The organism is Rhodopirellula islandica (assembly GCF_001027925.1).
In the GTDB taxonomy this organism is placed as follows: domain Bacteria; phylum Planctomycetota; class Planctomycetia; order Pirellulales; family Pirellulaceae; genus Rhodopirellula; species Rhodopirellula islandica.
This window is the reverse complement of the sequence record NZ_LECT01000044.1, coordinates 138,010-151,081: the sequence shown is the minus strand read 5'-3', so window position 1 is coordinate 151,081 and position 13,072 is coordinate 138,010. Positions and strand designations below refer to the sequence as shown.

Here is a 13,072-nt window from a genome sequence, read left to right as displayed (position 1 = left end):
ACATCATTGGGCTGTGAACGATTGTCAAATTGAACCTGCGATAGCTCGCAATAGACAGAATCCCCGTGGCAATACTTGCCAGTTCAAGTGGTTGCATCCAACTCCGACGGCAGGATCGAATGCGAAATGTCAACTTTCGCCGCTTCTGCGACGTCGTGTTGATCGTCCGCGACTCGCGGGCCTCCCCAAAATGCATCGCTTGAATGGGCGCTGCTTGCTTGCAGCATCGTGTGAATTCGGCTTGGGAAGAAAAGCCGACACCTCAATCGGCCCAGCGTTTGCTACTTGGTCCTGGAAAACGAGATCTCTTGGGCAACGCAATCTGCTGCTCAAGCAACCGATCCCCATTCCACAAGGATTCACTGATGGCCACGCAAGCATACACCTACACCGACGACGACCTCAGCACTTGGGAACGCGTCAAGAAGGCGTTCGCTAATGACTGGGAACAAACCAAAGCGGACTTTGGCTCCGACTCGTCACGCGACATGGACCAAGATGTCGATGACACGCTGAAACAAATGTCTGGCTCGGACGATGCCTTTGAAAACCGGGAACAAGCCTTCCGGTTTGGCTACACGGCCCAGCACCGTTTGGGCGCTGAGCATCCCAATTGGAACGACAACGTCGATCGACATCTACGCGAGGAGTACGACGGCGACTACGCAGCCGATCGAGCCTACATCCAACATGCCTATGGCTATCGCGCCCGAAGCTAATCGCCAGGATCGCGGGCAAGATCGGAACGACCCCATGAGTGACCGAGGCGTTGCCCCGGTGACTCGTGTGGGTGGAGGCGAGTGCAAAGCACGGAACGCTCTCAGGGGAACTTCACGCCGGTTTCTGGAGTGCCCATCAAGCGGAATCGGCGATCTCTTCCCTAGGACCGTGCCCACTGCAACTGGATCTCCATGCCAGTGCAGGAAGACAAAGATGCCACCATGAAAGTTGAACCGGTGACCGCATGGTCGCTTCTATTGGGCCTGATCTTTCTGCTCGCTGCGTTGGGCCGAGGGCCGCTGCGACGTTGGCCGGTGTCGATGCCCGCGATCTTCCTGTTGATCGGTGCCGCGATCGGACCGTGGGGACTGGGATTGCTCGATTTCGAGTTGATCAAACATGTCAAAGTGGTGGAATCAGTGACCGAAGTCGCTGTCTTGATCAGTTTGCTCACCGCCGGATTGCAACTCAAGCCACAGTGGAAGCACTACCTAAGGGCACCCATTCCACTGGCATCCGTGACAATGATCGTCACGATCACCGGAGTCGCCATCGTGGGAACGATGTTGCTGGACTTGCCCTTGGGAGCCGCCATCTTGCTGGGAGCCGTTCTCGCACCGACGGATCCAGTCCTGGCCAGTGACGTGCAAGTCAAAGATCATCAAGACACCGATCGACTGCGATACGCACTCACCGGAGAAGCGGGGCTCAATGATGGTGCCGCTTTTCCATTCATCATGCTTGGCCTGGGATTGCTTGGGCACCATGAACTCGGCGAATATGGTTGGCGATGGATCACGGTGGATCTTTTGTGGGCAACCACAGCAGGACTCGGTGTGGGTTGGATAAGCGGTTACTCGGTCAGCCGCGCGGCAGTGTGGATCAAACGGCAAGCCAACTCGCCCGCCGCCTGCGAAGAAGCGTTGACGCTGGGACTGATCGGACTGAGCTATGGAGCAGCACTGTTGCTCCACGCCTATGGATTCCTGGCGGTCTTTGCTGCGGGCGTTGCGATGCGACGGTACGCGGACCGGCAATCTGATGACGAGCAGCCTGACAAGCTGATGCACACGGTGACCGAAGTGAACGACCAGTTCGGACACATCATCGAAGTCGCCGTTGTTGTGCTGGTGGGCGCCCTCGCGACTTCCCACTGGACCATGGCGAGCGATTGGTGGATCGCGATGCTCGTGTTTTTCCTGTTCCGACCAATCGGCGTGCTGCTCGCACTGGCGCTCAAAGACATCCGCTTCTCGCAAAAGATCCTGATCTCTCTGTTTGGCATTCGCGGAATCGGATCACTCTACTACCTGAGCTACGCGATCAGTCATGGACTGGAGGATCCCATCGCCAATCGACTCGCTGGAATCGTCCTCACCACCATCACACTTTCGATCATGATCCACAGCAATGTCGCATCGCTGATGATGCGAAGGTACGCCGAAGAAAAGGATGCCAAAACAACGCCCGCCACTTCATGATCGTGCTCCGATGCGACGATGATGGCCAGTCCGTACGTCAATCAATCCTCGCAGACTTTTCGAATCGCTTCCTCAATTCGATCTCGGGCGGATTGAGACAAGCGTGCCAGACCGATACTGCGAGCCAATGCGATAGCGGGATCGTCTTCCGCCAAGAGCTCTCGCTGCTGATGGATCAATCCGGAAAGCTCGGCAATGGAGATTTCATCGACGCTGCGTCGGTCATCGTCTGATTGAGCGAACCGAAAATTCACGACCGTCTGTGGCTCTTCGCTGGACCAGAGGAAGCGGCCGGTCGATTCGTCGGTTGCGACCACGTCCCCGAGCAGTTCCAGGATGCGGTTTCGGATGTTGGCTCCCGTTCTTGCGAATCCATGTGCGCGGGCAATCTGTTTGGCGAGAACATCATCGCGAATGGGGGCTTCTTGTTTCAAGACTTCCATCGCCATCTGCTTCAGTTCGTCATCGTAGGACGCGTCGTAAAACCGATCTTGGTTGCCAGATGTGTCCGGTAACTGGACGCGAGCATAGTTGGCATTGGAATCGTTGTTCGCGGCGGAGCTTGCCGATGACTCTTCATCGGCCTGGGCCGGCTGGGAGGGGGCGTTAGCAGGTTCTGCTTCGTCAGGCACTGCTTGTGGGGTTTCGATTTCTGGCTTGGAAATCCCGGATTCTTCGCTTCGCGACTGTTCCAACAACTCAGACAATTGTTGGTCAAGCGTTTCTGTTGCCGATTTCGCGTCGTACCACCAATCGGGCGACCAAACTCGCAAGATGTTCCAACCAAGGTTCTCCAGCACCAACTGCCGAGTCTTGTCTCGGTCGCGGGCCACCGCACTGCGATGATAAGTCGCTCCATCGCACTCGACGCCGGATAGAAACGCTCCTGGTTTGTCGGGATGTCGAATACCCAGGTCGACGCGAAATCCAGACACGCCGACTTGCGGCACGACTTGCCATCCCCTGTCTTGCAACGCCTCCGCAACAGCCTCCTCGAAGGGCGAATCGAATCCACCGACACTCCCTTCGATCCGTGCCGCGATTGCTTCGGGACCTTTCTCGGCGTATTCCAGGAACGCTTTCAGGTCGCTCACGCCTCGAGCTTTGGATCGTTCCGCATTGAGTTCGTCAGCCTTGAAGGACGAGAAGACGACCAGTTCCTGTCGTGCCCTTGTAACAGCCACGTTCAATCGCCTCTCGCCACCGTCACGATTCAACGCACCAAAGGTCAGGGGGATGCTCTTGCCGGAGATGTCGCGACCAAACGTGATCGAAAACAACATCACATCACGCTCGTCGCCTTGGACGTTCTCGAGATTCTTCACCACGGTCGGCTCAATCCGTTCGTCGGCAAAGTACCAATCCAACTCGGGGCAATCTCGCTGGGCTTGATCGAACAAGTCTTGGATCAGCGACTGTTGCTGAGAGTTGAACGTGATCACACCAAACGTCAATCGCTTCTCTTCCGGCAGACTGAGATTGCGTTTCATCCTCTCGACGGCATCGCGAACAATCGCTTCTGCTTCTTTGCGATTGGTGCGGCTCTTGCCACGATCGTAGACCGCATCGGGAAGGTGGACGAACGAGACGCCCCGATCCTCCGATTCCGCCGCGGGAAACGTGACCAAGTTGTTGCCGTAGTAGTTCCAGTTCGAAAACGCGATCAAGGATTCATGGCGACTGCGGTAGTGCCAGTTCAACTGGAGTGTTGGCAGTCCCGATGCCTTCGCTTCGTCCAGGATGCTTTCGAGGTCTTTCTCGTGATCTTCGATATCGTCATTGGTTTCATCATCGTCGGTTCGACCAAAGAAGTTTGTCGGCGGCAGTTGCTTGGGGTCGCCCACGATGATCGTTTGTCGGCCGCGAGCGATCGCACCGATCGCGTCCCACGTCGTGATCTGGGACGCTTCATCAAAGATGACGACGTCAAACAAGGCCTGGTCCGACGGCAGGTACTGTGCGATCGAAAGCGGGGACATGAGCAAACACGGCGCAAGCTTTCCGAACGCCTCCGGCATCGCACTAATCACCTCGCGAATCGACTTGCTGGGACGAGTCAATCCGATTTGATGACGTAGCAGCCCTAGTTCACTTTTCTTGGGAATGCCTTCGACAGGCAAGTTGTGCGAAATCGCCTGTTTGGCACGCGTCGATGCTGCCGCTCGGGCCTGCTCATCCAATTCCCGAAAGTCAGCGATCGCATCTTCATGCTTGAAGCGTTGGAACGAGCGCAGGACATCGTCCCGGTCGATCACGCCCCGAATCCACCACTTCGCGTAGGCCAGCCGAAAACGGTCGACTAAGTCGGACGCGTTCAATTCGCCTTGCTCCAGGGCGGTTACGAAAGAAGCGAGCCCCGCTGTCTTCGCCTCCTTCTTTACCTCACACCACGACGTCCAACGTTGCAGGCCACTTCGATTCGTTTCAACGCCCTGCGCGGCGGCGATCGCGGCTTCGACGATTCCCGAGGTCTCTTTTGACAGAGGCATCGCCCCGGAGGCATCTGAAAACGCTTTGATACCAACTAGAAATGCTTGCGTCGCTTTCTGGAATTGCGCGGCAGCCACGAACGGAGGTGCTTCAACGTTCTCTCCATTGATAGACGGATGAACTGCTTTTGAAATCTCGTTCGTCGCGTTCAGCAGTTTTCCGATGGCGACAATCGAAGAGCGAAGTTCGCTGGCCTTTGCCACCTGAGTTTCTAGCTTGGACGTGTCGGTTTCGGTGCCATTCCAGTGGCTTGTCTGATGAGCGAGCGGACTGGCCGCGATGGTCGTCAATTGCTGTCGGACCGATCGAACGCCCGCGATATCCGTTTCCGGATTGGCGACACCACTCGATGCGTATGTCTGCAACAGACGAGTCACCTTTCGCTTGGCGAACCATGACATCGGAAAGAATGCTGAAACCGCTTGACGCCAGCTTTGGTCGATCTCCTCAATCGGAATTGTGTCGAGCGAATCAGCGTAGTCCGCGTCCATGGACTGCATCGCGTCACGGTAGGCGTCGATCGCGGATGCCAATTCGGCTTTGGCCGCGGGGAATTTCGCAAATTGCTTGTGGAACAGCATGCGAACATCCTCGCCGGCACAATCGACCAAGGACCTTGCCAACCGATTTAAACCATCCATTTCCGCCAACGAACAATCCAGCTTCGGGCCAATGCCGATCGCTTTGGCAAAGACTTGCAATGCGTCTCTCAAATCACTCGCGACACTCTGCAACTGCCCACACTGAGCAAGCAGCGTTTGCTCCCATGAGGCTGACCACTGCGTCTTCTTCACCATCGGCAACGCGGATGCGGGATCGATCGCGCCGTAGGTGAGCGCCAGTGAATCGACGATGCGGGCTAGGTTTTGATAGGCGTCGCGATCGTGCTGCACGTTGTCGGCCCAATCCAAAGGCGGCGTTGGTTGGTCGCCACTTTTCACACATGTGCCCATCGCCTCGAATGCGGACCAGCCGTTGGGATGCGTCTGGTGAATGGAGGCAACGTAGGCGTTCAATTCGTCTCGGCGGATTTTCAGACGCTCACTGATGGTGAGCCAATCGTTCTCGTCGACTCGCCGGTTGTTTTGCCATGCCGAATTCAATTGGTCGAGGAATTTCCGGCGTTCGGCCTTGTTGCTATGCAGCTCAAGACAGCAATCGCCCAACCCATGTTCTTTCAGCCTTCTGTAAACCACATCGAGGGCGGCTGTCTTCTCCGCAACGAACAACACGGTTTTGCCAACTGCCAAGCACTGCGAAATGACGTTGGCGATTGTCTGGCTTTTTCCCGTTCCCGGCGGTCCTACCAGAACAAAGTCCTGCCCCTCGGAGGCTGCCATCACGGCGGCCAACTGCGACGAATCGGCTGGGAGCGGGTGATAGATGTCTTTGGGAGCAAACCGAACGTCGATCTCCCCAGGATTTGGGATCGAACCCGACGCGGATTCAAACGCCTGGTCGGGGCTGTCGATCAAGTGGCGGACGACTCGGTTTTGCTTCAGCGCTTCGATGCGATCAACCAAGTCCTTCCACATCAAATACTTCGCGAACGAGAACGTTCCCAATGCCGATTCATCGACGACTTCAAAGCCGGGAATATCGCGAACTTCTCGACGCATCGTGGCAAGGATCTTCGGAACATCGACGCCGCTCTCGTCGCGAGGAAGATCTGACTCAAAGAACGACAAATCTCGATCGAAGTCCTTTTTCAGCAACTGAATCAAGGTCGCGTTGAACCGGACATCGTCTTCGTGCAACGCGAGGTAATACGGCGACAACGCACTTTTTCGAGTCAGTTTGACGGGCACCAGCAGCAACGGTGCCCGGTAGGTCTTGGACTCTTCCGGTTTCTGCTTCCATCGCAAGAATCCAACTGCCAAAAACAGCGTGTTCGAACCTCCTTCGGAGAGATCGTTCCGGACGTTGCGATAGAGCGTGGTCAGTCGTTTCGACAGTTCATCCTCGGTGAGGGAGCAAGATACTTCGTCACGATTCAAAGCCTGGCGTGCAAACTCGACGTCCAGATCCTGGCTGGTTCGCTGACGATGCGTTTCCGCGTCACGTTCGCCGAGCGGGTTTTGCTTCGGCAGCGAAAGCAACCGCAGCTTCTTGCCATCTGCCAAGCGATCCTCGAGCAAAGAGATGTCAGGGCAAAGGATTGGTACCGATTGCTTGTTCGGCTTGAAATTCAACAGCCGATTGCGAAGCGAGAGGTCCAGTAATTTGCGTTGCCAACGGTCTATGCGACCTTCAGGCGTGGCAGGCGTCTCATCCGCCACCTCCATTGCGAGATCGGCGATTGCGGGAGCGGCGGGCAAAGGAAGCGGTCCACGTTCTTCTTGAGGTTCTTCCGCGTTGTTCGCCGCGGCTTGATGCGAAGCGAGCGGACGAATTTGGCTCATTCGCGCACGCCCGATGTCGATTGTCGCGAGGTAAGCGTCTTCTTTTGCCTCGCTGGTCGCTGCCGTTGCTGTTTTGACCGCATCTTCAAATCGGGCTGGCGGACGTCCGGTAACGAGCGTGGTCTCAAAGGTGATCAGTTCGCGAGCGGCGATTGCTTTTCGGATCTCACTGCAATCTCGCTCGATCACATGCCCAAGTGTTTTCTCGATCAGCCACGCGCCGACGAAACAGTGACCTTCCACCATCACCACGACGGGATTCAATCCGACCGCTTCAATCGCGGCGGCGAACAGCAGCGTGCTGTCCAAGCATGTGGCCAAGCCATCCGTCATCACCGTGGCGGGACGACGAGTTTTCTGGCCAACCAATTCGAAACTTCGTGGCGGGTTCGCATAAGTCAACGAGCGAGACGCGACCGCCGACCACAGGGACGCGACAAGCATGTATGCACGTCGTGGGTCACGGCTCTGGTAACCATCGAGTGCTGAGTCGTAGCCGTGTTTCGCTAGCACATCGCTGGCAATCTTCAGCACCTTCGCGATGGCGGGATCGTTCGGCATCACAAACGCCGCCAGCAACTCGCCTCCTGAATTCAAGCCTCCCCACTCGTCTCGGGCCAAAACGCGAATTGCTTTCTCCGCCGTCCCAATGACTTTCTCACCATGACAGAGCGTGAACCTCAGGACACCGCGTTCGGCTTCGTTCAGACCGTTCAAGTAGTCTGCATCCAATTGCACATCGCGATCACGAAGCACGTTTTCGGAATTGGCATCCAGTCGATCAAGCACCCACTGCTTGGGGCGGATAAAGCTCGGTGACGAAGCGACCGACAGTCTGACATCTTGAATCGCTTCGCCTGTTCGGTTTCGGACCTGCAATGACTTCACCAGCGGGACCGAATTCTGCCAAGACGCATAGTTCAAGCAATCAACCGATTCCACTTGGATGCAAACAGGTTCCGAAGTCACGTTCAATTCGTCAGTCATGATGTCAAGCCAGCCCAATGTTCCTATCTGAAAGCGGGATGAGATTGTAGATGGCTGCGAGCCAATCAACATCTCGCAAAGATGCGCGGAGCCGAATCGGAATTTTCGATGAAACGAACATGCCGGTTACGTTGACTTTGTCACTCAACAACAGAACGTTGTGGTGTTATCAAACGATGGGAATCACCATTCTCACCACGAGCGACAAACCAGCTCAAAGCAGGACGTGTTGAACTGCGTCGTATGCGAGGCATGCACGGGGATTGCGTTTGGACAATCCCGCTGCCCCAAACTGATCACGACAAGGTGATCACCGGAAGTGAGCACACGATCTCTGTCACCAATCAGGCGAAGTGAATGCCTGCACTCGGCAAATTCTTGAACAGGCGGACTGGCTGCGGGCAGTTGTCTCGGTGGGCAATCGCATGGGATGGTGTCGCATCGACAATCGTGATCGAAATACCAAACCGTCACGAACCCTTCGGGCGCTTCTGCTGTCTCGTTTCGTCGTCGGTCCCCGCCTGTTTTGTTTCCGCCGAAAATGTGTCAAACCAATCCTTGGATCAACTCGAACCCTCCAGCGACGATCTGCTGCGAATTGTCTTTTCAAACGTGGATGAATCAATGCTTCGTGAGATCGCCGCCGCGGACTACGGAGAGGTTTTTGATGAGCACCTTGAACAGCTTGCGGTGATCAAGAGCGGCAAAATCCTCGCCCCAATGCAGTGGGAACCGAAAGAGGTTCTCGAGCTGATCCGGTGGTCGGAACCGGAAGATCCAAGTTGGTCGCCTGGATCGACTGGCGATCGAGGCCATTGGATGCGTCTGTTCGCGTGCGTAGGCAGGTCCGCAGGAATGATCGGGCATCACCGTGTGAGCCGTTTGGGCGTTAGCCCCGGTTGTACGTGGAAGCAACCACGCTTGCCAAGACATTTCAAATGCCGAAAGACTCCTGCCGACCTGCGTAGCGTTGCTTCGCGCAGCGAGCGAACCCGCGAACCAAGGCTATTTTACCGGGGAAGATTCGACGATCATTCAGCTCGTTGAAAGTGCGATGAAACTTGGCGACAAGACTTCGCACGCGGCGCTGAAGTTTCTTTGCTGGTGCATGCAAACACGCCCACCCGAAGAGACGGAGCGTCCGTACTTTGCGATCGGGACACTGATCCTGCTCGTTCGGCTCGACAAGCTAGAGCCGGGGATTTTTGACGCTCTCCAGCCCGCAACCAAACCGTCTGGCTTGTATCCAACAAGGTTGTTCAAGGACTGCCAGACGTCCAAAACTTGGCACCGGCTTGTCACGGAAGTGCTGATCGAATCAAACCATTCCAGTCAAGACGTCCGAGATTTCGCGGGCAGTCTCCTCCAGGACAGTGACGCGGACGCAGGGGCGTGAAAGAGGCACGCGATGGATTACAGTGTCTGTCGCTACCTGACTGCACCGTTCCGCAAGCAGAACGAATCGATTCCTTGTCCAGGGATCCGTTTTCTTCGCGGCCAGTTCGATCACCTTCAAGACCGGAAGCACTTCATCTTGTCAAACTCGGGCGTCTACTTCATCACCAGCGAGTTCCTCGGCAGACGATTCGTGAAGATCGGCCGATCCACCAACATCGCACGACGACGAAATCAACTGCAGTCGGGATGCCCATTCCGCTTGAAGGTGGAACACATCGAAGTGATGTCCGAGTCCGAAGCCGTCGCGAAAGAGAAGAAGTGGCGTGCAATGTTCCAGGACATGCGAAAACGATGCGAGTGGTTCAACGCCAACACGAATGAAGTGAACACCCAACTCATGTTCCATTGGTTCCCCTACGAGAACGAAATCGAAGCGTTCATCGAAAACCGAATAGCACAAGACGCAACCACCGAGTTCAACGACGAAGTCGCCCCAGCTCACCAAGAACAACTCTTGTTTTGATGGCCAGGAGCGTTTCGCAGCGAACCACAGCCTATTCAACTCATCGGCTCACCATTAAATCGATCTCACGGATGCCCCTTTCAACCTTCGGCAGGCGTCGGGTTGGTATGAACCAACCTTGGCGATCCGCACGCCTCGCAGTCGCGATAGAAGCAGGGCCCTTTCTTGCGAAGCTTCGCCTTCGCATCACACACCTCGCACTTCTGCGGCGAATTTTGCGTTTGATTGCAAGCTCGGCACCGAAGGTAATAGCCATAGCGACCTGAGAGGTTCTCGACATCCGACTCGCCGCCCGCTTCGCACTTCATCCCAGCATCCGACGGACTGGCATCCGCACGGGGGCGTCACCAACCAACTCCATCGCCACGATCCAACTCAGTCCCAACGGGACGACACGTTGTCGCCACGGGCGCAAGCCCGTGGATCCCAAATCGAAAGCAAAAAAAAGCCCTGAAGGGGCGACACGACTCGCTGCAGGGATTCACGCAACGCTTGCCGCACACCTACTCCGCCTCATCCAAATCCGACGTCACTTTCGCGATCAGCAATCGCTCACTGGGCACGTAGCGTTGCCCCATCGTGAACGCAGTCGGCTTGCCGGACTTCGAACGTTTGTCGTTTGGGATGGGCTGGTCCAACGTGATCGTGTCGGGCGAATCCGGTGCCGACAGCATCATGACTTTGAATCGTTCCCCTTCGGGCCGATGCCCTTCGTCCACCAAAGTGTTGACCAATTGCCCCAAGGCTCCCGCGTGGGAGTTCTTCTCCATCACCACATCATCGAACGACGCCGTGATCCGCGGGATCAACGGATAGATCACGCCCTGAGAATAGAAACCCATCCGATGCACGATTTGAAAGGAGCGATTCGGTTGGCAGACGTACGCATGCAACTCCTGGTATTCCGGCCAAGCATTCCGAGCGGCCACGACCACCGTGTCATTCAGGCTGGCCGTCAGTCCCTCCGTCTCCAGCATCGACTGCAATTCACGCAGCAAAAACGCCTCGCGTTCCGACACAACCTCCTTGGGATCTTCCAAGAGTTCATTGATCGCTTGATCCAGCGTCGTGAACGAAGTCCAAGCGACACGATCATCGTTGACCTCATCCAGTGTTTTCGGACGCACATCATCCGGCGTCAGCATCAGCAGCGTCAGGTTGGTTTCGCTGGCTTCATCCAGAAGAGCCAGATGGCGAATGACCTGGTCCTTTCGGACCGTATTCCGCTGAGTCTTGGTCTCGATCAGCAGTCGCAAACTGCTTTGGATGATTGCATCGGGAATGCCTGCACCACCCTTGGACGGTTGGTTCTCAAAGCGAATCAACTGGAACTCTGATTGCTCCAACAGAGCCCCGATCAACCGCTCCATCCGATCAATCGAAAGCGATCGAAGAACGGCAAGGCAAGAAGCCGTGACCCGATTCTCACCGGTCGAATAGGTCGAGAAGATGCTGGTCATTTTGGTTTTAGCTTGCGGAGATAGCGGACAACTCGTTTCGGCAAGCTTCCAAATGTGGTCGCAGTGCCGCTTCAAGCTTTATCATGTTATCAACCATTTGCTGTTGAATAGCAGGCCAGGATGATTCGTCGCTTCTGTAGCCTCCGATCCCAATGTTGGCTGCAATTCGACAGCTCCGTTTTTGATCAAGTCGCTGCCATGAAAGAGGTCCGCCGAATTGCAGCTCAATGGCTTTTTTTCTAGCTAACAGCCAATCAAATATCTGCTTGTTGGCCTCGAGATGGCCAGCTCCTCGATCGATATACAGTTCCGCAGTCGCCTCATCCTTTCTAATGACATAGTTAAATCCTAAGCCACGGATTCCAGAACCAGCGCCAATCCATGAGTGTTCGCCAGGTGAAATGTTGGCGTGCAACTGGGTGCACGCCAAAGACCGCCGAAGCATTTGCTGCCAAAATTTGTAGCGGATGCCATACCGTTCTGCACGCTCTTGACGACCGCGTTGCTCTTTTTCGCGGACTTGAACCTGGTACTCAGTTGCTTCTGGAAGTGGGATCACCTGCTGAACATCGAGAAGCAAACGATTGCCATCCTGATAGGGGCGCATTCGGACGCAGCGAATGTCCACCCCTCGCTCGCCCAGCCAGATCACCGCCGTGGTTAGTTCTTTTGAGAATTCAGCGGAAGCCAGGACAATTCGGACATCCTGCGCGAAAGCTTCCTCATCGACTGATTCCCAATCGAGGAACTCAAGCAGGCTTGCTTTTGGATCCAGGTCTTCACCAATGCGTTGCAGGTAGCGTTCGTAGATTTCAACGACCTTGTTGAATGTCATTGTTGAAATCATGGCGGCATATCGAATCGCCTGCAGCTCCATGTGTCCGCCATCTTCCGTGCGTTTGAGTTCGATCACAACCAAGTTTGCGTCTCGATCGATGGCAAGAAGGTCGATCCGACGTCGGGAGTCTTCCCAATCTCCAAACTCTTCGCTGACAACAAGTGTATCGGGGGCTATTACATCGACTTGACGACGGAGTAATCGCTGCAAATCGCCTCGTTCAGTCACGCCCGCAGTGCTGAAAGTGGTCTCAGTGATTTTCCGAATCGTGTCGTCGCTGAGTTCGTAGATGGCCATCAGTTTTCCGGAGGTTCTTGCTGTGCATCAGGTGTTGGCGTCGACAACAGACTCGATCGCGTCAAGCGACTGCTTATCCATCGCTGCCAACTTCCGAAACAACTCCGGCCGCTGCCGGATCCGCTTGCGAATTGACACCGGAACCTTGTCGGCCAATAGCAGCAATTCGTCCTCATCCGCTTTTAGCTCACCGGCCAGCTTATGGATGAATTTCTCTGATGGATAATCGCCGAAATGCAAGCGGTCATTCTCGACCTTGCTGATGTACGAAACGCTGACGCCGGTTTGATCAGCGACCTGCTGCTGCGTAAGTGAAGCAGCCATTCTTAGCTGTCGCACTCGCTCGCCGAAGTCACGAGATTTTCGATCGTTGGATTTGCGATTCATGCTGACCGGGTCCTCTAATTGTGAACGCCCTGCTGAGAAGGTATGCTTCCGAGACTTTTTGGTCAACAAGCTACCGGCAGAACCAACGC

The 13,072-nt window shown here is 55.5% G+C and carries 8 protein-coding genes; 3 read left to right on the top strand and 5 right to left on the bottom strand.

What is annotated here, in order from left to right:
• The first annotated feature begins 365 nt into the window (after positions 1-365).
• The gene (locus tag RISK_RS21845) at positions 366-719 is read left to right on the top strand and encodes a hypothetical protein (protein WP_047816693.1); all 354 of its coding nucleotides are present in this window, start codon (positions 366-368) and stop codon (positions 717-719) included.
• 222 nt (positions 720-941) lie between these two features.
• A complete protein-coding gene (locus RISK_RS21840; protein ID WP_236696560.1) occupies positions 942-2,201 on the top strand; it encodes a cation:proton antiporter in 1,260 nt (419 codons plus the stop codon).
• A gap of 41 nt (positions 2,202-2,242) precedes the next feature.
• Here RISK_RS21840 and RISK_RS21835 read toward each other — a convergent pair whose 3' ends face one another.
• Positions 2,243-8,080: a DUF3320 domain-containing protein gene (locus RISK_RS21835; protein ID WP_053061269.1), complete on the bottom strand. Its 5,838-nt coding sequence runs from the start codon at positions 8,078-8,080 to the stop codon at positions 2,243-2,245.
• Positions 8,081-9,488: 1,408 nt separating this feature from the next.
• Here RISK_RS21835 and RISK_RS21815 point away from each other — a divergent pair.
• On the top strand, positions 9,489-10,001 hold the full coding sequence (locus RISK_RS21815) for a GIY-YIG nuclease family protein (RefSeq protein ID WP_236696559.1): 513 nt from the start codon (positions 9,489-9,491) through the stop codon (positions 9,999-10,001).
• Positions 10,002-10,081: 80 nt separating this feature from the next.
• On the opposite strand, the gene RISK_RS31075 is transcribed toward RISK_RS21815, so the two are convergent.
• From RISK_RS31075 to RISK_RS21800, 4 genes are all read right to left on the bottom strand, one after another.
• Entirely contained in the window at positions 10,082-10,309 is a 228-nt protein-coding gene (locus RISK_RS31075) for a hypothetical protein (RefSeq protein WP_236696558.1), read from the bottom strand.
• Between the two features lie 195 nt (positions 10,310-10,504).
• Positions 10,505-11,461 carry a hypothetical protein gene (locus RISK_RS21810; protein WP_047816427.1) on the bottom strand — a complete coding sequence of 319 codons (957 nt, stop codon included), beginning with the start codon at positions 11,459-11,461 and terminating at the stop codon, positions 10,505-10,507.
• A 7-nt stretch (positions 11,462-11,468) separates the two neighbouring features.
• On the bottom strand, positions 11,469-12,596 hold the full coding sequence (locus tag RISK_RS21805) for a DUF4268 domain-containing protein (RefSeq protein ID WP_047816426.1): 1,128 nt from the start codon (positions 12,594-12,596) through the stop codon (positions 11,469-11,471).
• Between the two features lie 27 nt (positions 12,597-12,623).
• Positions 12,624-13,049, bottom strand: coding sequence for a helix-turn-helix domain-containing protein (locus RISK_RS21800; protein WP_236696557.1), 426 nt, complete (start codon positions 13,047-13,049; stop codon positions 12,624-12,626).
• Positions 13,050-13,072: the final 23 nt, after the last annotated feature.

Excerpts from the sequence above, each read along its gene's own strand:
- RISK_RS21845 (WP_047816693.1), top strand. The coding sequence starts at position 366 with ATGGCCACGCAAGCATACACCTACACCGACGACGACCTCAGCACTTGG.
- RISK_RS21840 (WP_236696560.1), top strand. The coding sequence starts at position 942 with ATGAAAGTTGAACCGGTGACCGCATGGTCGCTTCTATTGGGCCTGATC.
- RISK_RS21835 (WP_053061269.1), bottom strand. The coding sequence starts at position 8,080 with ATGACTGACGAATTGAACGTGACTTCGGAACCTGTTTGCATCCAAGTG.
- RISK_RS21815 (WP_236696559.1), top strand. The coding sequence starts at position 9,489 with ATGGATTACAGTGTCTGTCGCTACCTGACTGCACCGTTCCGCAAGCAG.
- RISK_RS31075 (WP_236696558.1), bottom strand. The coding sequence starts at position 10,309 with ATGAAGTGCGAAGCGGGCGGCGAGTCGGATGTCGAGAACCTCTCAGGT.
- RISK_RS21810 (WP_047816427.1), bottom strand. The coding sequence starts at position 11,461 with ATGACCAGCATCTTCTCGACCTATTCGACCGGTGAGAATCGGGTCACG.
- RISK_RS21805 (WP_047816426.1), bottom strand. The coding sequence starts at position 12,596 with ATGGCCATCTACGAACTCAGCGACGACACGATTCGGAAAATCACTGAG.